Here is a 21,437-nt window from a genome sequence, read left to right on the forward strand (position 1 = left end):
GGCGATGGTGGTCACGGGGTGCTCCAGACGGGGCAGGGCTGGGTGGTGGTGCGCAGTTCGGCGGCGGCCCGCGGGTCGGCGCAGCCCGCGAGGCCGAGCGCGTGCCGCAGCTCGGTGGCGAGCAGGTCGAGGACCTCGGTGCAGCCCGCCTCGCCGCCGGCCGCCAGGCCCCAGATCAGCGGGCGCCCGAGCAGGACCCCGGTGGCGCCGAGGGCCAGCGCGGTGAGCACGTCCGAGCCGCCGCGCACCCCGCTGTCCAGCAGCACCTGGCAGTCCTCGCCGGCCAGCGCCTCGGCGACCTCCGGCAGCATCGTCACGGCGGGCACGGCCCGGTCGAGCTGGCGGCCGCCGTGGTTGGAGACCACCACGGCCGCGGCGCCGATCCCGGCGGCCCGCCGGGCGTCGGCCGGGTCGAGCACGCCCTTGACCACCAGCGGCAGGTCGGTCTCGCCGCGCAGCCACTCGAGGTCGGCCCAGGTGACGCCGGGGGAGAGCAGCTCGGCGGTGTGCGCGGCCACCGCCGAGACGGCGGCGGTCGACTCGTGCGCCCGCCCGGCGGCGCCGCCCTCCAGCAGCGCCGCGCGGACGTCCGACGGCAGGGCGAAGGCGTTCCTGGCGTCGCGCAGCCGGCGGCCCATGTACGGCACGTCGGCGGTGACCACCAGGGCCTCGCTGCCGGCCTCCTCGGCCGCCCCGACCAGGTCGAGCAGCCGGCCGCGGTCGCGCAGCCAGTACAGCTGGAACCAGAGCGTGGCGCCGGTCTTCGCGAGCTCCTCGAAGCCGACGCTGCTGAGCGTGCCGACGGTGAACGGCACGCCCGCGGCGGCCGCGGCGCGGGCCGAGGCCAGCTCGCCCTCGGGGTGGAACAGCCGGTGGTAGGCGACGGGTGCCACCGCCACCGGCAGGGCCGCCCGGCTGCGCACCAGGGTGGCGGCGGTGTCCCGGGTGCTGACGTCGGTCAGCACCCGGGGCACCAGGGCCACCCGGTCGAAGGCGGCCCGGTTGGCGGCGAGCGTCAACTCGCGCTCGGCACCGCCCTCCAGCCACTCCCAGACCTCGGGCGCGAGCACGGCCCGGGCCCGGTCGGCGTACTCCGCGACGGACAGCGCCGGGCGCCCGCCGGCCGGGCCGGTCGGTGGTTCGTTGCGGACGGACGCGCTCATCCGGCCACTTCGCTGGCGTTGCGCTGGAGCTCCACGGCCTCGTAGAGGGCGCGGATGTTGTTGCTGCCGAAGTTGCGGGCCCGGATGCGCTCGATCACCTCGAAGAAGAAGGTGTTCCGCGGGTGCTGGGAGCGGGTGAAGATCTGGAACAGCTGGCCGTCGTGGTCCTGGTCGACCAGCAGGTTCAGCTCGCGCAGCTGCTCGAAGGAGTGCCGCAGCGGCGTCAGGCGGCCGGGCAGCGCGTCGTAGTAGGTCTGCGGGGTGCGCAGGAACGGCACGCCGCGCTCGGCCATGGTGGAGACGGAGTGCACCGCGTCCTCGGCGGCGAAGGCGACGTGCTGCACCCCGGCGCCGCCGTGGCCGGCCAGGAAGGAGGCGATCTGGCCGCCCGCGTCCGCGGTGAGCGGCTCGATCAGGGTCAGGGTGACGCTGTGGTCGGCGCTCTGCACGACCGCCGAGTCCATGCCGAGCGCGCCGACCTCGACCCGCTCCTCGAAGATCGTCCGGAAGCCGAAGACCTCGCGGTAGCGGTGCTCGGTCTTGCGCAGCTCGCCGAACGGCACCAGGACGGCGAAGTGGTCGACGGTCCGCAGGCCGACCTGGCCCTCGCCGGTCAGCGGGGCCGGGTCGGGCAGGCCGGGGATGCGGCCGGCCGGGACCTCGGGGCCGCGCTCGATCAGGGTGTGCACCACCTCGCCGAAGGCGTCGACGACCGCGGTGACGCAGCCGTCCGCGGCCTTCGGCTCGCCCAGCGCGGCGGCGCCGCGGGCGGTCAGGGTGCGGTACGCGTCGGTGGCGTCCGGCACCCGCAGGCCGAGGGCGCCGACGCCGTCGCCGTGCCGGGCCAGGTAGCCGGTGGCCGGGTGGCCGGCGGCCAGCGGCTGGGTGAGCAGCAGTCGGATGGAGGCCTGGCCGACCAGCGCGGACAGGCAGCGCTCGGCGGCCTCGCCGCGCTCGGTCGGCGGGACGAGCAGCTCGAAGCCGTACTCCGTGGTCAGCCGGGTGGTCTCGGCGCCCAGGTCGGCCACGTAGAACTCGACGTGGTCCAGCTCGACGGGGATCGGGGTGACGGTGGGAGAGGAACGGTCGGTCATCAGAGGAGCTCTCTCGTGAGGAGGACGGGAGGTGCTGAGGGACGATCGGGTGGAGCGGGCGTACGGGTGCGTGCGCGGGTACGTGTGCGGCGGCGCCGGATCAGGTGGGCTGGAGGTCCTTGGCGTCCTCGGGCTCGGCTGGGCCGTCGCCCTCGCCCTCGCCGTCGCCCTCGTCGGTGTCCGCGTCCGGGCCCTCGGGCTCCGGCGGCTCGGTCGGGGCCTCCGGCTTGCCGATCAGGTGGGCGGACGCGAGCAGCGCGCCGACCACCATCACGCCGAGCACCACCCGGAAGTCCAGGGCGGCCACCAGGCCGGAGCCGACGCCGACGGCCAGCGCCTGCGGCGCGGTGAGCGAGAGGTTGACGGCCGCCTGGGCGCGCCCCATCAGCTGCGGCGGGGTGGAGGCCTGGGCGGCGGTGGCGAGGCCGACCATGGCGGCCGGGATGCCCGCGCCCGCGATCACCAGGCCGGCCGACACCACGTACAGCGACGGGGCGAGCAGCAGGACGGTCCCGAGGCCGAACACCGCCGAGCCCGCCATGACCGTCCGGCGCGGCCCGAGCCTGCCGATCAGCAGGCCGCCGACCACCGAGCCGGCCAGCGCGCCGACGGCCTCGGTGGTCTCCAGCACGCCGAGGAACTGCGGCGAGCGGTGCAGCCCGTGCTGGGTCAGCGCGAACAGCACCGGCTGCAGCAGGCTCAGCACGAAGCCGGAGGCGGCGGTGGCCGCGACCAGCGGCCGCAGCCCGACCGAACCGCGCAGGTGGACGAAGCCGGCCAGCACCTCGGTGCGCCACCGCAGGCCCGAGGGCTCCGGCTTGACCTCCTCCACCCGCAGGGTGAGGAAGCTCAGCGCGGCCAGCAGCAGCACGACGAGGTCGGCCACCGCCACCACGTGCCCGCCGAACCAGCCGTAGAGGCCCGAGCCGAGCAGCGGCGCCACCAGCGTGGTGCCGGCCCGGGCGCTCTGGGTCAACCCGGCCGCCGCGCCGAAGTCCTGACGCTCCGTCAGGATGCTGCGCAGTAGCGCGCTCTGCGCCGGGGCCAGGACGGCCCCGGCCAGACCGCAGACCGTGGCGGTGCAGTAGATGATCCAGACCGTCTCCCGGCCGTCGACCAGCAGCAGCGGCAGCAGCGAGAGGGCCACCGCCAGGTTGACCCCGACCAGCAGCGGCTTGCGCCGGACCCGGTCGGCGAGCAGGCCGCCGAGCGGGAGCAGCAGCAGGGGCGCGGAGAAGCAGAACAGCACCAGACCGGCGGCGGAGTTGCTGCCGGTCAGCACCTTGGCCCAGATGCCGAGGGCGATGGAGAGGGCGCTGTCACCGAGGACGGACAGGGTCTGCCCGGCCAGGTAGCGCCGGAACTCCGGGCGGACCAACAGCGGGTGCATGGCGGTTCCTTCGCTGCGCCGACGGCGCTTCGGGGTGTGCAGGGGTGTGCGGTGGTGCCGTGGTGCTCGGTGGTGCTCGGTGGTGCGGTGGTGCGGTGCGGTGCGGTGGTGCAGGGGCGCCCGGGGTGCGCCCTGACGCACGCGGGGTGCTCAGGGCGCCGGGCGGTCGGCGCGTCGGCGGGTCGGGCGCCGGGCGCTCAGGGTGTGGCCGGGTGGGCCGGGGCGAGCGGGGCGACGGCGGCGAAGCCCTCGATCACCGCGTCGTTGGCGTCCTTCTCGCCGATGGCGACCCGGATGCCCTGGCCGGGGTAGTAGCGCACGGCCACGCCCAGGCGCTCCAGCTCCGCGCGCAGCGGGAGCTGGTCGCCGGGGGCGTCGACCCACAGGAAGTTGGTGACGCTGGGCGCCACCGTCCAGCCGAGGCGCAGCAGTTCGGCCTCGGTGCGCTCCCGCTCCGCGGCGATCTCGGCGATCCGGCGCGCCATCTCGTCCTCGGCGCCGACGGCGGCGAGCAGGCCCGCCTCCTGGAGCCGGTTCACCGCGTACGGCACCTGGTGGTCCCGTACCCGCTGGGCCACGGACTCCTCCGCCAGCGCGTAGCCGATCCGCAGCGCGGCGATGCCGTGCGACTTGGACAGGGTGCGCAGCACCACGAGGTTCGGCCACTCGGCGATCCGGGCCGGCACGTCCGGGGCCTGCCAGCCCAGGGCGAAGTCGACGTACGCCTCGTCGAGCAGGATCAGCGCGGTGGCCGGCACCCGGCGGAAGAACTCCGTCAGCTCGGCCCAGGAGTAGACCGTGCCGGTCGGGTTGTGCGGGTTGCACAGCACGACGATCCGGGTGCGCCCGTCCATCCGCTCGGCCATCGCCGCCAGGTCGTGCCGGGCGTCGGGGCCGAGCGGGACCGGCCGGGCCTCGGCCCGGGCGATCTCGCAGAACAGCGGGTACGCGTCGAAGCAGGGCGCCGAGTGGACCACGTTGTCGCCGGGCTCGACCACCGCGTGGAAGAGGTCCAGCGCCACGCCCGCCGAGCCGTGGCCGACCACGACCTGGCCGGCCGGGACGTCCTGCCAGTCGGCGACGATCCCGGCGATCCGCTCCGGACGGAAGTCCGGGTAGCGGTGCAGGTCGGCACTGGCCTCGGCCAGCGCCGCCAGCACCGACGGCAGCGGCGGGTACGGGTGCTCGTTCTGTGCCAGCAGGTACCTGGCGTCCGACGGGCCGGCCATCAGTCGGCCTGGAGGACGTAGAGCCAGGAGTGCGGGGTGGCCAGCGCCTCGACGCGGTCGATCCGCAGGCCGGCCTCGGTGAACAGCTCCTCGTAGGTGGCCTTGGTGTGCAGCGGGACGCCCATCATCGCGTGCGCCAGCTCGAAGCCCACCGAGAAGACCGGCTGGGCGCCGTCGGAGGTGCCCGGGTCGCGCAGCATGGTGTCGCCGAGGACGAAGGTGCGGGCCTTCGGGAAGGACTCCCGCATCCGGGTGAAGATCGAGGAGCGGGTGGCCGGGTCGGCCAGCAGGTCGTGCAGCAGGAAGAAGCTCATCACGGTGTCGACCTCGGCCACCTCGGCGGCCTCGGCGTCGTTGTCGATCTGGGTGCCGAGCAGGCCCAGCACGTCCGCGCGGACGGCGGTGACCCGGTCCTGCATGCCGGCCTCGACGATGTCGCGGCGGGCGATGTCGGTGGCCGGGCGGCTGATGTCGATGCCCAGGCCCCGGGAGCCCTCGCGCTGCGAGACCACCCGGCGCACCCGGGCGGAGGTGCCCGAGCCCAGGTCGGCGATGTGCCGGAAGTCGATGCCGCTCAGCACGTCGGTGAGCTGGGCGGCGAACAGCGACTGGTCGCACTGGGCGGAGCCGAGGGCGACCATCGCCTCGTCGCGGAAGACGTCCGTGTCGTAGCGGTGGGTGCCGGCGCTCAGGTGGCCGGCGCGGCCGAACACGTCGTGGTAGCCGCCGACGGCCCAGGTGAAGTAGCCGCGCGCGGCGGCGATCTCCAGGCCCGCCTCGGTGGGCAGGTAGGCGTCGCCGTCGGCCTTGAGGTAGCCGTAGTCGGCGGCGGCGCGCAGCACGGCCTCGGTCCGGGCGGTGTCGCCGGCCTGGGCGGTGGCCTCGGCGGCCGAGAGCGGCTCGCCGCGCCCGATCGACTCCAGCAGGCCGATCCGGTCCAGCGCGAAGATCACGTTGGCGGCGATGAAGCCGTTGTAGGCGTCGGTCGAGGTGATCGGCGACGGGGTGATGCCACGCCAGGTGTCGGGGATGGCCGCAGTGGTCATGGTGGTGTCCGTTTCTCGGTGGGCGGACCGGGTGCGGTCCGCGTGGTGTGCGCAGGTCGGTCGCCTGCGGTCGGTAGGGGTCTGAAGTCGGTGCGTCAGGAGGTCAGGAGGTCAGGCGGGCGGCGAGCACCGGGCCGATGACGGCGAGCGCCTCGGTGCCCGTCATCGCGCCGTGGGTGCTCGGCACCTCGTGGACGTCGAGCCGGCCGCCCAGGTGCGGGCGCCAGCTCTCCGGGTCGGGGGCGTCGGCCGGCCGGTCCTTGGCGGCGGTGAAGAACACCGCGTCGCCGTCGTAGCCGGGCAGCGGGAGCGCGTGGGACAGCTCGGCGTTGGCCTGGAAGACCGAGACCACCCGGGCCACCCCGGCGCCGCTGAGGCCGGCCAGCGGGCCCTCGCCGTCGCGGACGAGCGCGGCGTAACCGTCCTCGTCGGCGGGCCAGGCGGTGACCTCCCCGGCCGGGTGGCCGAGCGAGTCGAGGATCACCGCGAGCTGCGCCGGGTCGTCCCGCCACTGCTCGGGCCCCGGCTCGCCGGTGCCCGGGTAGGCGTCCAGCAGCGCGAGCAGCCGGACCTCCTCGCCCTGGCGGCGCAGCAGCGCGGCGATCGCGTGGGCGACGGCCCCGCCGAACGACCAGCCGAGCAGGGCGTACGGGCCCTCGGGGCGGACGGCGCGGATCTGCGCGAGGTAGGTCCGGGCCAGCTCCTCGACCGAGGCCGGGTGCGCGGCCGGGTCGGCCAGGCCGGGGGCCTGGAGGCCGTAGATCGGCTGCTCGGCGTCGAGGTGGCGCAGCAGGCCGGTGTAGACCCAGCTGATGCCGGCGGCCGGGTGGACGCAGAACAGCGGCGGGCGCGAGCCGCGGGTGCGGATCGGCAGCAGGACGGGGAAGCTCTCGGCGGCCGGGCCCCGGGTGAGCCGCTCGGCCAGCCGGGCCACGGTCGGCGCCTCGAACAGCGTGCGGACGCCGACCCGGTCGCCCTCGCCGACCAGGTCGCGCAGGCCCGCGACCAGCCGGCTGGCCAGCAGCGAGTGCCCGCCCAGTTCGAAGAAGTTGTCGTCCACGCCGACCTTCTCCAGTCCGAGCAGGTCGGCGAACAGGCCGCAGAGCAGCTCCTCCTGGGGCGTCGCGGGCGCCCGCCCGGAGCCGAGCCAGGTGGTGTCGGGGGCCGGCAGGGCCTTGCGGTCGACCTTGCCGTTGGCGGTCAGCGGCAGGGCGTCCAGGGCGACGACCGCCGAGGGCACCATGTAGTCCGGCAGGGACGCGCCGACGTGGGCCCGCAGTTCGGCCTGGTCGACCGTCCGCCCGGGGTGGGCGACGGCGTAGCCGACCAGCCGGCGGTCGCCCGGGCGGTCCTCCCGGACCAGCACGAACGCCTGGGCCAGGGAGGGGTGGCGGGCCAGCACGGCCTCGATCTCGCCGGGCTCGATCCGGAAGCCGCGGATCTTCACCTGGTGGTCGGTGCGGCCCAGGTACTCCAGGGTGCCGTCGGCCTGGCGGCGGACCAGGTCGCCCGAGCGGTACATCCGGCTGCCGGGGGCGCCGTACGGGTCGGCGACGAAGCGCTCGGCGCTCTGGCCGGGCCGGTTGAGGTAGCCGCGGGCCAGGCCGGCGCCCGCGATGTACAGCTCGCCCTCGACCCCGGCCGGGACGGGCTGGAGCGCGGCGTCCAGGACGTAGAGCCGGGTGTCGAGCACGGGCCGGCCCATCGGCGGGGCGATCCGGCCGGCGAGCGGTTCGCTCATGCTGGCGCAGACGGTGGACTCGGTCGGGCCGTAGGCGTTGACCATCCGCAGCCGGGCCGACCAGTGCTCGACCAGGTCGGGCGGGCAGGCCTCGCCGGCGACCACCAGGGTGCCGCCCTCCGGCAGCGCGTCCGGGGCGAGGACGGCCAGCGCGGTCGGCGGCAGGGTCAGGTGGGTGACGCCCTGCTCGGCGATCAGCTCGGTCAGCGAGGGGCCGGGCAGCAGCTGGTCGGCGTCGCCGAGGACGGCCCGGGCGCCGGTGAGCAGCGCCATGCCCAGCTCCCAGACGGCCGCGTCGAAGGACGGCGAGGCGAACAGCAGCACCCGGCTGTCCGGGGTGACGGCCAGGCCCCGGCGCTGGCTCTCCACCATGGCGGCGAGGCCGGTGTGGGTGACCACCACGCCCTTGGGGCGGCCGGTGGAGCCCGAGGTGTAGATGACGTACGCGGCCGAGTGCGGGGTGATCGCGGTGCCGGTGAGGTCGTGCGCCGGGTGGCCGGAGGCGTCCAGGTCCTCGATCAGCAGCCGCGGGACGGTGCTGTCGGCGAGCAGGCCGTCGGCCAGCGCCCGGCTGGTGAGGACCAGCGCGGGCCGGGCGTCGTCCAGCATGTAGGCGATCCGGTCGGCCGGGTAGCGCGGGTCCAGCGGCTGGAAGACCGCGCCGGCCTTGAGCACGGCGAGCTGGGCGACGATCAGCTCGATCGAGCGCTCCAGGGCGATCGCGACGAACCGCTCGGGGCCCGCGCCGTGCTCGATCAGCAGCCGGGCGAAGCGGTTGGCGCGCTCGTTCAGCTCGCCGTAGGTGACCTGCTCGGCGCCGAAGGAGAGCGCGACGGCCTCCGGGCGGGCGGCGGCCCGGGCCTCGAAGAGCGCCGGGAAGGTGCCGAGCGGGAGGTCCTCCCGGGTGTCGTTCCAGCCGGTGAGCAGCTGCTCGCGCTCCTCGGGCGCCAGCACCTCGACCCGGCCCACCGCGAGGTCCGGGTCGGCCAGCACCGCGCGCAGGGCGCGCTCGAAGCGGGCGGCCGTCGCCTCGGCGGTGGCCCGGTCGAACAGGTCGACGGCGTACTCCACCGTCAGGCCCAGCCCGGCGGGCGCGCCGGCCGCGTCGAAGCTCTCGCTGAAGGCGAAGGTCAGGTCGAACTTGGCGAGGTCGGAGTCCAGTTGCTCGACCCGGCCGGGCAGGCCGTCGAGGCCGATCTCCCCGGCGTCGCCGCCGGAGGTCAGCATCACCTGGCAGAGCGGGTGGCGGGCGGTCGAGCGCACCGGGTTGAGCAGCTCGACCAGCCGCTCGAAGGGCACGTCCTGGTGCTCGAAGGCGTCCAGGGTGGAGACCCGCACGCGCTCCACCAGCTCCCGGAAGCTCGGGTCGCCGGAGAGGTCGGTGCGCAGCACCAGGGTGTTGACGAAGAAGCCGACCAGGTCCTCCAGTGCCTCGTCGGTGCGGCCGGCCACCACGGTGCCGATCGGCAGGTCGGTGCCCGCGCCGATCCGGCCCAGGGTGGTGGCGAGCGCGGCCTGCATCACCATGAAGACGCTGGCCCGGCTCCGCTGCGCCAACTCGACCAGGGAGGCGTGGAGTCCGGCGTCCATCCGCAGCTCGACGGCGGCGCCGAGGCGGCTCGGGGCGGCGGTGCGGTGCCGGTCGAAGGGGAGCGTCAGCTCCTCGGGGAGGTCGGCCAGGGCCTGCTGCCAGTAGGCGAGTTGGTCGGTCAGCAGGGCGCTGGGCCGCTCGTCGGTGCCGAGCAGCTCGCGCTGCCAGAGGGTGTAGTCGGCGTACTGCACCGGCAGCGGCTCCCAGTCGGGGGCGGTGCCGGTGCGGCGGGCCCGGTACGCCTCGGCGAGGTCGCGCACCAGCGGGACCACGGACCAGCCGTCGGTGGCGATGTGGTGCATCAGCACCAGCAGGACGTGCTCCTGGTGCGGCAGCGACAGCAGGGTGGCGCGCACCGGCAGGTCGCGGGCGAGGTCGAAGACCTGCGACCCGGCCTCGGCGAGGGCCGCCACGAGCTCCTCCTCGGAGGCCACCGAGGCGGTGTGCAGCGGGAGTTCGGGGTTCTCCAGGAGCAGCTGGTGCGGCTGCCCGTCGGTGGTCGGGTAGACGGTGCGGAGCACCTCGTGGCGCTCCAGCACGTCCGCCAGGGCCGCCTGGAGGGCGGCAGCGTCGACCGGGCCGGTCAGCCGGAGCGCGCACGGGGTGTTGTAGAGCGCGCTCGGCCCCTCGAACTGGTCGATGAACCAGAGGCGTTGCTGCGCGGGGGAGAGCGGGACGCGGTCGGGGCGCTCGGCCGGCCGCAGGGCCGGACGGGCGGCGCCCGGGGCGGGCAGCGCCTCGGCGAGCGCGGCCACGCTGGGGGCGTCGAACAGCGTGCGGACGGGCAGTTCGGTGCCGAGCGCGGTGCGGATGCGGCCGACCAGCTTGGTGGCGAGCAGCGAGTGGCCGCCCAGGTCGAAGAAGCTGTCGTCGATCCCGATCCGCTCCAACCCGAGGACGTCGGCGAAGAGTTCGCACAGGGCGCGCTCGGTGTCGGTGCGCGGGGCGCGGCCCTCGGCGCCGCCGGTCCAGTCGGGGGCGGGCAGGGCGCGGCGGTCCACCTTGCCGTTGGCCGTCACCGGGAGGGCGTCGAGGACGACCACGGCGGCCGGGAGCATGTAGCCGGGCAGGCTGTCGGCGACGGCGGCGCGCAGCTCGGCGGGAGTGCCGTCGCCGGTGGCGTACACCACCAGGCGCTTGTCGCCGGGCCGGTCCTCGCGGACCACGGCGAAGGCCTGGCCGACGCCCGGGAGCTCGGTGAACGCGCCCTCCACCTCGCCGAGTTCGATCCGGAAGCCGCGGATCTTGACCTGGTCGTCGGCCCGGCCGAGGAATTCCAGCACGCCGTCGGCGGTCCAGCGGACCAGGTCGCCGGTGCGGTACATCCGGGCGCCGGGCTCGCCGAACGGGCAGGCGACGAAGCGCTCGGAGGTCAGGCCGGGGCGGCCGACGTAGCCGCGGGCCAGGCCGGCCCCGGCGATGTACAGCTCGCCGGCCACGCCGGCCGGGACGGGCTGGAGCGCGGCGTCCAGCACGTACAGCCCGGTGTTGTTCAGCGGGCGCCCGATCGGCACCACGGCGGGGACGGGCTCGCCCGGGGCCATGGTGAAGGTGGTCTTGATGGCGGTGGTCTCGGTGGGGGCGTACACCGCGACCACGGAGGTGTCCGGGCAGGCCCGGTGGAGCCGGCGGACGGACTCCGGCGGGACGACGTCGCCGCCGGTCCACACCTGCCGGACGTTGCGGAAGGCGGCCGGGTCCTCGTCGGCCATCAGCCGCAACAGGCCGGACGGGGCCTGGACTAGGGTCACCTCGTGGGTGGTGATCGTCTCGGCGAGGCGGCGGATGTCCAGCTCGCCGGGCTCGGCGAGCACGATCGCCCCGCCGGTGACCAGCGGCGCCCAGATCTCGGTGGTGGAGGCGTCGAAGGCGGTGGGCGAGTGCAGCAGCACCCGCTCGTGGTGGCCGGCCCGGAAGTGCGGGTTGCCCAGCAGGTCCACCACGTTGCGGTGGGTGACGGCGACGCCCTTGGGCACCCCGGTCGAGCCCGAGGTGTACATCACGTAGACCAGCTGGCCGGGCAGGACGGGCACGGCCGGGTCGCCCGCCGCGGGGGCCCCGGCGAGCAGCGCGTCGGTGACCTCGACGGTGGCGAAGCCCTCGGTGGCGAGCACCGGGTGGCCCTGGTGGGCGGGGTCGACGAGCAGCAGGGCGGTGCGGGTGTCGGCGAGGATGTGCTGGAGCCGGTCCAGCGGGTAGCGGTCGTCCAGCGGGACGTAGGTGCCGCCCGCCTTGGCCACCGCGAGGATCGCGGTCAGCAGGTCGGCGGAGCGGTCCATCAGCAGGACCACCGGCGTCTCGGCGCCGACCCCGGCGCCGGCCAGGTGGGCCGCCAGGTGCTCGGCCCGGGAGTCCAGTTCGGCGTAGCTCAGCCGCTCGGTGCCGAAGACCACGGCCGGCGCGTCGGGGGTGGCGGCGGCCCGCGCCTCGAACAGCTCCGGCAGGGTCGCGTCCGGGACGGGCGCGGCGGTGTCGTTCCAGCCGGTGAGCAGCTGCTCGCGCTCGGCCGGGGCGAGGATCCCGATGCCGCCGATCGGCGCGTCCGGGGCGGCCGCGGCGGCGCGCAGGACGCGCAGCAGCCGCTCGCCGAGGGCGGTGGCGGTGGCGTGGTCGAAGAGGTCGACCGCGTACTCGACCGCCACCGTCAGGCCCGCCTGCGGGCCCTGCTCGGTGAAGCGGAAGGACAGGTCGAACTTGGCGACGTCCAGCTCGAAGGGGTGCTCCGCGCAGCCCAGGCCGCCGAACTCGGCCGGCACCGTGACCCGGCTCTCCAGCGCCACCAGGGTCTGGAAGAGCGGGTGGCGGGCGGGGGTGCGGGTGGGGTTGAGGTGCTCGACCAGGCGCTCGAAGGGGATGTCCTGGTGGTCGTAGGCGTCCAGGTTCGCGCGCCGGACGCGGTCGAGCAGCTCGCGGAAGCTCGGGTCGCCGCTGGTGTCGGTGCGCAGCAGCAGGGTGTTGACGAAGAAGCCGACCAGGTCGTCCAGGGCCTCGTCGGTGCGGCCGGCCACGGGGGTGCCGAGCGGCAGGTCGGTGCCGGCGCCGAGGCGGGTGTAGAGGGTGGCGACCGCGGCCTGCAGCGCCATGAACAGGCTGGCGTTCTGCGCCGCCGCCAACTCGCCGAGCGCGCCGTGCAGTTCGGCGTCGACGGTGACCTCCACCAGGCCGCCCCGGTGCCCCGGCACGGCCGGGCGCGGACGGTCGTAGGGGAGCGCCAGCTCCTCCGGGGCGTCGGCCAGGGCCTGCTGCCAGTAGGCGAGTTGGTCGGTCAGCAGGGCGCTGGGCCGCTCGTCGGTGCCGAGCAGCTCGCGCTGCCAGAGGGTGTAGTCGGCGTACTGCACCGGCAGCGGCGCGCGGGTGGGCGCGGCGCCGGCGGTCCGGGCCTGGTAGGCCTCGGCGAGGTCGCGGAAGAGCGGCCCGACCGACCAGCCGTCGCTGGCGATGTGGTGCATCAGCACCAGCAGGACGTGCTCCTGGTGCGGCAGCGACAGCAGGGTGGCGCGCACCGGCAGGTCGTGGGCGAGGTCGAAGACCTCCTCGCCGGCCGCGACCAGGGCCGCCCGCAGCTGCCCCTCGTCGGCCACCGGCACCTGGCGCAGCGACAACCCGCCCGCCTCGACGACCTGTTGGTGCGGCTGGCCGTCGACGGTCGGGAAGACGGTGCGCAGCACCTCGTGCCGCTCCACCACGTCCCGGACGGCCTGCTCCAGGGCGGGCAGGTCGACGGCGCCGGTGAGCCGGACCGCGACGGGGGTGTTGTAGAGCGCGCTGGGGCCCTCGAACTGCTCGATGAACCACAGGCGTTGCTGGGCGGAGGAGAGCGGCACCCGCTCCGGCCGCTCGGCCGGCCGCAGGGCCGGGCGGGCCGCCGCGGAGTCGGGCAGGGCGGCGGCCAGCAGGGCCACCGTCGGGTTGTCGAAGAGCGTACGGATCGGCAGCTCGGCGCCGAGGCCGGCGCGGATGCGGCTGACCAGCTTGGTGGCGAGCAGCGAGTGGCCGCCGCGGTCGAAGAAGTTGTCGTCGATGCTGATCCGGGCCAGCCCGAGGACCTCGGCGAACAGTGCGCACAGGGCCTGCTCGGTGGCGTTGCGCGGCTCGCGCCCGCCGTCGGCGCCGTTGTAGTCGGGCGCGGGCAGGGCCTTGCGGTCCACCTTGCCGTTGGGGTTCACCGGCAGTTCGTCGAGGACGACGATCGCGGCGGGCAGCATGTAGCCGGGCAGCCGCTCGGTGACGAAGTCGCGCAGCGCGTCGGCCCGCACCTCGCCGGTGACGTACGCGACCAGGCGCTTGTCGCCCGGCTGGTCCTGGCGGACCGCCACGCAGACCTGGCCGACCTCCGGGTGGGCGGTGAACGCCGCCTCCACCTCGCCGAGTTCGATCCGGAAGCCGCGCAGCTTGACCTGGTCGTCCGCTCGACCGACGAACTCCAGTTCGCCCGTGGGCGTCCAGCGCACCACGTCGCCGGTGCGGTACATCCGGCCGCCGGGCTCGCCGAACGGGCAGGCCACGAAGCGCTCGGAGGTCAGGCCGGGGCGGCGGACGTAGCCGCGGGCCAGGCCGGAGCCGCCGATGTACAGCTCGCCGGGCACGCCGACCGGCACCGGGCGCAGCCCGGCGTCCAGCACGTACAGCCGGTTGTTGGGCAGCGGTCGGCCGATCGGCACGACGGCCGGCACCTCGGCGGCCGAGGTCATCGGGAAGTGCGTGGCGAAGGTGGTCGTCTCGGTCGGCCCGTAGACGTTGATCAGCCGCAGCCCGGGGCAGCTGTCCAGCACCCGCCGCATGGCGACCGGCGAGGCGATGTCGCCGCCCGTCCACACCTCGTGCAGCCCGGTGAAGGTCTCCGGGGCCTCGGCGGCCAGCACGTTGAAGAGGCCGACGCTGATCCAGGCGGAGGTGGTCCGCTCGTGGCCGATCACCGCCGCCAGCTCGGCGATGCCGAGCCGGCCGGCCGGGGCGATCACCAGCTGGCCGCCGGAGAGCAGCGGGGTCCAGATCTCGTAGGTGGAGGCGTCGAAGGCGGAGGGCGCGTGCACCGGCAGCCGCTCGTGGCCGCCTCCGGTGAACTGGCCGCCGAGCGCGAGGTCCACCACGCCGCGGTGGGTGATGGCGATGCCCTTGGGCACGCCGGTCGAGCCGGAGGTGTGCATCACGTACACCAACTGGTCGGCGCGCTGCGGCAGTCCGAGGTTCTCGGGGTGCTCCTCGGCGTGCGGGTCGAGCACCGTCAGTCCGGCCAGCGCGGGGTGCTCGCGGTGGGCGGCGTCGGCCAGCACCAGGGCGGCCCCGGCGTCGTCGAGGACGGTCCGCAGCCGGTCGGCGGGCTGGGCGTCGTCCAGCGGGACGTACAGGCCGCCGGCCTTGAGCACGGCGAGGATCGCCACCACCTGGGCGGCCGAGCGGTCGATCATCAGCGCGACCGGCGTCTCCCGGACCACCCCGGCCTCGACCAGCCGCAGCGCCAGGCCGTTGGCCCGGGCGTTGAGCTGGGCGTAGGTCAGCTCGGCGTCGTCCGCGGTGAGCGCGAGCGCGTCCGGGGTCGCGGCGGCCCGCGCCTCGAACAGCTCGGGCAGCGAGCCCTCCGGCAGCGGGGTGCTGGTGCCGCTCCACTCGGTGACCAGCTCGGCGCGCTCGGCCGCGGTCAACACCTCGACGGTGCCGACGAGTTCGGCCGGGTCGGCGACGATCCGGTCGAGCAGGGCGAGGAAGCGGTCCAGCAGGGCGCGGGCCTCCCCGGTGGTGAAGGCGTCCGGCTGGTGGTCCAGCCGCAGCTGGAGGCCGTCGCCGGGGGTGAGGGCCAGCACCAGCGGGTAGTGGGCGCTGTCGACGTCCTCGACCAGGGTGACGCGGGTGGCGCCGCTCGGGTCGGCGTCGTCCAGCGCGGACGGGTCCGGGTAGTTGCCGTACACCGTGACGGTGTCGAACAGGCTTCCCATGCCGGCGAGTTGCTGGATCTCGGTGAGGCTGAGGTGCTGGTGGTCCAGCAGCGCGGACTGCTCGTGCTGGAGGCGCAGCAGCAGCTGGCCCCAGCTCTCCGCCTGGTCCAGGCGCACCCGCACCGGCACGGTGTTGATGAGCAGGCCCATCATCCGCTCCACGCCCGGCAGGTCGTGCGGCCGGCCGGAGACGGTGGTGCCGAACAGCACGTCCTCGCGCCCGGTGAGCCGGGCCAGCAGCACGCCCCAGGCCGCCTGGACCAGGGTGTTGAGGGTGACGCCGTAGCGGCGGGCGGTGCGGGCGAGGGCCTCGGTGGCCTCCGGGGAGAGCCCGGTGTGCAGACGCAGCGGCAGCTGCGGGACGGCCGCCGAGCGGCCGGGGGCGAGCAGGGTGGGCTCGTCGGCGCCGGCCAGGGCGTGGGCCCAGGCGGCGCGGGCGGTGTCGCCGTCGCGCCGGGTGATCCAGCGCAGGTACTCGCGGTACGGGGCGGCCGGGGCCATCGGCTGCTCGAAGTACAGCGCCCACAGCTCCTCGGCGAACAGCGGGGTCGACCAGCCGTCCAGCAGGATGTGGTGCGCGGAGGCGATCAGCTGGTGGCGCCCGGGGGCGAGCCGGAGCAGGGTGTAGCGCAGCAGCGGCGGCCGGTCGAGGTCGAAGCGGCGGCCGTACTCGGCGGCGGCGATCCGCCCGGCCTCCGCCTCCGGGTCGGCGTGGCCGCTCAGGTCCACGACGGTGAAGGGCAGTTCGACGCCGTCCGGGACGACCTGCACCGGCGGGCCGTCGTGCCGCTGGTGGAAGGCGGCCCGGAGGTTGGGCTGGCGCACCAGCAGCGCCTCGGCGGCGGCGCGCAGCCGGTCGGCGTCCACCGGGCCGTCGAGGTCGAAGGTGACGACCGAGGTGTAGACGTCCGCGCCGTCGGCGTCGTACGCCGAGTGGAAGGCCATGCCCTGCTGGAGCGGCGAGGTCGGCCAGACGTCGACCAGGCGGGCGGGGGCGTGGTGGGCGGCGAGCCCGTCCAGCTCGTCCTGGGTGACGGCGACCAGCGGGAAGTCGGAGGGGGTGTGCCCGCCCGCGTCCGGCCGCTCGGCGTGCTCGGCGAGCGCGCTCAGCGCGGTGAACCAGGCCTCGGCGAAGGCCTGCACCCGCTCCTCGGAGAGCAGCCCGGTGGCGTAGGACCACTGGGCGACCAGCAGCGGGCCCTGCGGGGTGTCCACGGTGGTGGCGTCCAGGCCGAGCACCCGGCCGAGGGCGAGGCCGGTCGCGGCGCCCTCGGACATCGCCTCGGTGCCGGCGAGCACGTCCTCGGCGGTGACGCCCTCGGGCGCGAAGCGGCCCAGGTAGTTGAACTCGATCTGCGGGTCGGCGTGCCCGGCCAGCGCGGCGGCGGTGTCCGGGTTGAGGTGGCGCAGCAGGCCGAAGCCGATGCCGTTGTCGGGGACGGCGCGCAGCTGCTCCTTCACCCGGCCGAGGGCCCGGCCGAGTGCGGGGCCGGCCGCGGTGACCTCGGACCAGGGCAGCGCCCCGGGGGCGAGCCGGACGGGGTAGACGGAGGTGAACCAGCCGGCGGTGCGGTGCAGGTCGACGCCGTCGACGACCTCCTCGCGGCCGTGGCCCTCCACGGTGACCAGCACGGCGCCGTCGGGCCCGGTGGTCTCCTGGCCGCGCCAGTGGCCGAGGGCCAGGGCCAGCCCGGTCAGCAGCACGTCGTTGACCTGGGCGTGGTAGGCGGCGGTGACCTTGGTGAGCAGCGCCCGGGTGGTCGCGGCGGGCAGCACGAGCCGCAGCAGGCCCTCGGTGGCGTAGGTGTCCTGGGCCGGGTCCAGCGGGCGGTCGCCGAGCAGTGGGTCCGGGGTGGCCAACGCGGCCTGCCAGAGCGGGAGTTCGGCGGCCCGGCGGTCGGTGTTGGCCTCGGCGGTGAGGCGCTGGGCCCAGCGGCGGAAGGAGGTGGGCACCGGGGCGAGCTCGACGGCGCGGTCCTCGCGGAGCGCGGCGAGCGCGCCGAGCAGGTCCTCCTCGACGATGCGCCAGGTGACGCCGTCCACCACCAGGTGGTGGATCACCAGCAGCAGCTGCGAGGGCTGCTCCGGGCCGGCGTCGAAGCGCACGGCCTGGACCATCCGGCCGTCCTCGGGCGACAGGCGCCCGCGGGCGGCCTCGGTCTCGGCGCGCAGCGCGTCCGCGTCGGCCCGGCCCTCGACCCGGCGCAGCACGGCGTCGGCGGGGACGGCGCCGGGCTCGGGCACGTGCAGCGTCCAGGGGCGCTCGGCGAGCGGGGAGGTGCGGGCGCGGAACAGGTCGTGGTGGTCGAGCAGGGCCTGGACGGCGGTGGTCAGGTGCTCCCGCGTGGTGCCGGCGGGCAGGGGGAGCAGGGTGGACTGGTAGAAGCTCTCCACCGCGCCGTGCTGGGCGGCCAGCCAGTGCACGATGGGCGTCGGCGGCACCTCGCCGAGGCCGGACCCGGCGGGCTCGACGACGACCGGCCCCTCCAGCGGACGGGCGATCAGTGCCAGCTTCTCGACGGTCGGGGCGAGGAACACCTCGCGCGGGGTGAGCTGGAGGCCCGCGTGCCGGGCCCGGGAGACCAGCTGGATGGCCACGATGGAGTCGCCGCCGAGCTCGAAGAAGGAGTCCGTGACGCCCACCCGGGGCAGGCCCAGCACCTCGCCGAACAGCCGGACCAGGGTGTGTTCCAGCTCGCCGGCGGGGGCGCGGCCGTCCTCCTCGCCGGCGCCGAACACCGGCGCGGGCAGGGCGCGCTTGTCCACCTTGCCGTTGGGCGTGAGCGGCAGCCGGTCGAGCACCACGACGACGGGCACCATGTGGTCGGGCAGCCGCTCGGCGCAGTACGCCCGCAGCTCGGCCGGGTCGGCGGCGCCGACGGTGTAGCCGACCAGGCGGCGCTCGCCCGGGCGGTCCTCGCGGACCAGCACCACGGCCTGGCGGACCTCGGGGTGGGCGGAGAGGGTCTGCTCGATCTCGCCGAGCTCCACCCGGAAGCCGCGGATCTTCACCTGGTCGTCGGCCCGGCCGAGGAAGTCCAGCTGGCCGTCCGGGCGGTAGCTGCCGAGGTCCCCGGTGCGGTACATCCGGTCGCCGGGCTCGCCGTACGGGTCGGCCACGAAGCGCTCGGCGGTCAGGCCCGGGCGGTTCAGGTAGCCGCGGGCCAGGTGCGGGCCGGCCAGGTACAGCTCGCCGACGGTGCCCGGCTCGACCTGGCGCAGCTGCTCGTCCAGCACGTGGATGCGCACGTCCTGGCAGGGCCGGCCGATCGGGGGCAGCTCCTCGCCGGTGAGCGGCTCGCTCATGCTGACGATGACGGTGGCCTCGGTCGGCCCGTAGCTGTTGAGCATCAGCCGGCCGCGGCCGCAGCGGGCGGCCAGCTCGCGGGAGACCGCCTCGCCGCCGCCGATCAGGGTGCGCAGCGAGGGCATCGGCAGGTCGGGCAGGGTGGAGATCATCGCGGTGGCGACGTCGGCGTGGGTGACGCCGAACCGGTCGATCAGGGCGGCCAGCGGCTCGCCGACCAGCTGGCTCTGCTCGCGCGGCAGCACCAGGGCGGCGCCGGTGGTGAGGGCCACGGACAGGTCGGAGACCGAGACGTCGAAGCTGAGCGAGGAGGCCTGGAGCACCCGGCTGCCGGGGCCGACACCGGTGGCGGCGACCTGGGTGCCGACCATGCTGGGCAGCCCGGTGTGGGTGACGGCCACGCCCTTGGGCACGCCGGTGGAGCCGGAGGTGTAGATGACGTACGCGGTGTTCGGCGCGCTCACCGGCCGTACCCGCTCGGCGGCGGTGAACCGGTCCCCGGAGCGCGCGGCCAGGTCGGCGAGGTGCTCGGCGGAGTCGATCAGCAGCCGGGGGGCGCCGGTCTCCGGCAGCTGGCCGGCGGCCCCGGCGGTGGTGAGCACCAGGGCGGCGCGGGAGTCGCTCAGCATGTGGCGCAGCCGCTCGGCCGGGTAGGCCGGGTCGGCGGGCAGCCAGGCGGCGCCGGTCTTGGCGACGGCGAGGATCGCGGCGATCGCCTCGGGGGACTTCGGCAGGGCCAGCGCGACGACGTCCTCGGTGCCCAGGCCGCGGGCGGCCAGCACCCGGGCCAGCCGGTTGGCGCGGGCGTCCAGCTCGGCGTACGTGAGGGTGGTGCCCTCGGCGTACAGGGCGGGGGCGTCCGGGGTGCGGGCGACCTGGGCGTCGACCAGCTCGGTGAGGGTCGGGCGGGTGTCGGGGCGGGCCAGCCGGGCGGCCAGCGCGGCGGGGGTGGGGGCGTCCGCCAGGACGGACGGTTCCAGGCGGACGCCGAACTCCTCGTGCACGCGGGCCAGCAGCCGCTCGGCGGCGGGCCGGTCGCCGCCCAGGTCGTAGAAGCCCGCCGCGGGGTCGACCGACTCCCGGCCGAGCACCTCCGCGAACAGTCGGCACAGGACCTCGGCCGCTTCCGGCCGCTGCTCGGATCTGTGCGTCTGCTGGACCCCGGACATGTGACTCTCTCCCTCGTGCGGCTGGCTCCCGCGGTGGCGGGAGCGGCGAGCTGGGTTGACCCCGGGGCGGTCGGCCCGGGGGTCGGCGGAGCGATGTTGCGGTCGTCTTGCGGTGCTGCGGTGTGCTTCGTGTGACGTCCGTGCGGCACACGGGTGCGGTGCGGCGGTGCGGAGGGTGGTGGCGCGCCGGTGCTGTTCGATGCACGCGCGTAGACGTCGGACACGGGACCGCGCCGGCGGCGTGACGGTGCGGCCGCGCGGCGGTGACGGGGTGCTGCGGTGGTGTGGTGAGGCGGTGTCGGCGGGTTCCGGCGGTGCGGTGCGCCGACGACCGGGTGAGCGGCCTGGTGAGGGGCGGCTCGGGTGCGGGGCGGTGCCGGGTGAGCGGCGGTCTGCCCCGGGTGCGTTGCCGAGGTGGTGCGCTGTCAGGCGGTGCTTTGCCGGGTGGTGCCCTGCCGGATGGTGCTGTGCCGGGTGCTGCGCCGCCGAGGTGGTGCGACCGGGTGAGCGGCCGTTCGGCGCGGATCCCCGTCCGGCGGCCGCGCGGTGCTCAGCGGTCCGACGGTCGGTGGGCGGTGGGCGGTGGCCGGGGTCAGTGCTCGGACAGGTGCGCGATGAGGCTCTTCGGCCGCAGGTCCTGCCAGTTCTGCTCGACGTAGTCGAGGCAGTCCTGTCGTCCGGCGGCACCGAACACCTGCTGCCAACCGGCGGGCACCGGGCTGAAGGCCGGCCACAGCGAGTGCTGGCCCTCGTCGTTCGTCAGGACGAGGTAGCTGGCCTCGGCATCCTCGAACGGGTTCGCCATCGTCGGTTCCTCTCTGTTCGTAGCTGTGCAGATCTGGTTCGTAGCCGTGCAGAGCAGTGCGAGAAGGGGAGGAGCAGGGTGGTCGGACGTGACCGGATGTGATCAAACGGAGCCGCGGCTCACGGACCCCAGCCGGAGTCCTCGCTGGGGGCGTCGTGGGCGGTGACGGAGACCGTGGACAGGTGCGGCTGGGTGTGGAGCTGGAGGCCGACCACGGCGGCCAGCAGGACGGCGAGCATCCCGAGCATCTTGTGGACGCGGACGGCAAGGCTTGGCATCGCGAATTCCTCTTCCTGAGGAGGGCGGTCTGCCCTCTTCGCTCTGAAATGCATCCTGCCGAAGCCCCAAACGTGCTTGGAAGCTCTCACTGTGATCGTGAACACGCAATGCGGGAACCGGAAGCCCGGTCAGATCGTGCCAAAAACAGACAGACATGATCCAAGTCGTACCTGGGTCTGTCAGATCAGTGGTGGGAACTCCGTGGGCGCGTGGGACATCGCGGAGGACATCGCGGGGCGGAAGCGGGTACTCCGGCCCGCCGCAGCGAGCCCCGGCGCAACTCCTCCCGGACGGCGGGCCAGTCCTCGACCCACGGCCGGCCCGTCCCGGTCGGCGACTCCAGGGCGAGCGTCGCCAGGTAGGCGCGCTTGAGCGCCGCCCGTTCGTCCTGCACCCGCCCCGCGGACTGCTCGATCCGGCGCAGCCGGGCGTGCAGCCGCTCCAGCGCGCCCCCGCCGGTCAGCAGCCGCCGCGCCTCCGGGCCGAAGCGGAAACCGGGGGCCAGCAGCGGCCAGGCCGACCGCCACACCCGGAACACCTCGCGGTGGCTCGGCCCCCACTCCCGCTCGGCCTGGGCCAGCCGCTCCAGCGCCGCCGCCTCGGTCGGCGCCGTACAGGTCTCGCGCAGCGCCCGTGAGAGCGCGCCCCAGTCCTCGCCGGGCGCGTGCCGCAGCGCCGCGTGCAGCAGGT

9 protein-coding genes are annotated in these 21,437 nt (G+C 75.4%); all 9 read right to left on the minus strand.

Annotated features, from left to right (window positions below):
• Positions 1-11: 11 nt before the first annotated feature.
• The gene (locus tag AE652_RS04235; protein ID WP_049649754.1) at positions 12-1,163 is read right to left on the minus strand and encodes an alpha-hydroxy acid oxidase; all 1,152 of its coding nucleotides are present in this window, start codon (positions 1,161-1,163) and stop codon (positions 12-14) included.
• Positions 1,160-2,257, minus strand: a complete 1,098-nt coding sequence (gene hppD, locus AE652_RS04240) for a 4-hydroxyphenylpyruvate dioxygenase (RefSeq protein ID WP_049649755.1) — start codon at positions 2,255-2,257, stop codon at positions 1,160-1,162. The genes AE652_RS04235 and hppD overlap by 4 nt, the downstream gene beginning before the upstream one ends.
• Positions 2,258-2,357: 100 nt before the next feature.
• Positions 2,358-3,647, minus strand: a complete 1,290-nt coding sequence (locus AE652_RS04245) for an MFS transporter (protein WP_049649756.1) — start codon at positions 3,645-3,647, stop codon at positions 2,358-2,360.
• Between the two features lie 197 nt (positions 3,648-3,844).
• Positions 3,845-4,876 (minus strand): histidinol-phosphate transaminase, encoded by a 1,032-nt coding sequence (locus AE652_RS04250; RefSeq protein WP_049649757.1) that lies wholly within the window; start codon positions 4,874-4,876, stop codon positions 3,845-3,847.
• A complete protein-coding gene (locus AE652_RS04255) occupies positions 4,876-5,922 on the minus strand; it encodes a class I SAM-dependent methyltransferase (RefSeq protein WP_049649758.1) in 1,047 nt (348 codons plus the stop codon). The genes AE652_RS04250 and AE652_RS04255 overlap by 1 nt, the downstream gene beginning before the upstream one ends.
• Before the next feature lie 103 nt (positions 5,923-6,025).
• Positions 6,026-19,663 carry a non-ribosomal peptide synthetase gene (locus AE652_RS04260; protein WP_049649759.1) on the minus strand — a complete coding sequence of 4,546 codons (13,638 nt, stop codon included), beginning with the start codon at positions 19,661-19,663 and terminating at the stop codon, positions 6,026-6,028.
• A 592-nt stretch (positions 19,664-20,255) separates the two neighbouring features.
• On the minus strand, positions 20,256-20,468 hold the full coding sequence (locus AE652_RS04265) for an MbtH family protein (protein WP_049649760.1): 213 nt from the start codon (positions 20,466-20,468) through the stop codon (positions 20,256-20,258).
• Between the two features lie 119 nt (positions 20,469-20,587).
• Positions 20,588-20,746 (minus strand): hypothetical protein, encoded by a 159-nt coding sequence (locus AE652_RS46145; RefSeq protein ID WP_159028345.1) that lies wholly within the window; start codon positions 20,744-20,746, stop codon positions 20,588-20,590.
• A 185-nt stretch (positions 20,747-20,931) separates the two neighbouring features.
• Positions 20,932-21,437 (minus strand): transposase (locus AE652_RS04270; protein WP_049649761.1); only part of this gene is annotated, 506 nt, incomplete at its 5' end.

It is taken from the genome of Kitasatospora sp. MY 5-36, from assembly GCF_001182915.1.
GTDB lineage: Bacteria > Actinomycetota > Actinomycetes > Streptomycetales > Streptomycetaceae > Kitasatospora.

Coding starts and splice junctions, on each gene's coding strand:
- AE652_RS04235 (WP_049649754.1), bottom strand. CDS start 1,163: ATGAGCGCGTCCGTCCGCAACGAACCACCGACCGGCCCGGCCGGCGGG.
- hppD (WP_049649755.1), bottom strand. CDS start 2,257: ATGACCGACCGTTCCTCTCCCACCGTCACCCCGATCCCCGTCGAGCTG.
- AE652_RS04245 (WP_049649756.1), bottom strand. CDS start 3,647: ATGCACCCGCTGTTGGTCCGCCCGGAGTTCCGGCGCTACCTGGCCGGG.
- AE652_RS04250 (WP_049649757.1), bottom strand. CDS start 4,876: ATGGCCGGCCCGTCGGACGCCAGGTACCTGCTGGCACAGAACGAGCAC.
- AE652_RS04255 (WP_049649758.1), bottom strand. CDS start 5,922: ATGACCACTGCGGCCATCCCCGACACCTGGCGTGGCATCACCCCGTCG.
- AE652_RS04260 (WP_049649759.1), bottom strand. CDS start 19,663: ATGTCCGGGGTCCAGCAGACGCACAGATCCGAGCAGCGGCCGGAAGCG.
- AE652_RS04265 (WP_049649760.1), bottom strand. CDS start 20,468: ATGGCGAACCCGTTCGAGGATGCCGAGGCCAGCTACCTCGTCCTGACG.
- AE652_RS46145 (WP_159028345.1), bottom strand. CDS start 20,746: ATGCCAAGCCTTGCCGTCCGCGTCCACAAGATGCTCGGGATGCTCGCC.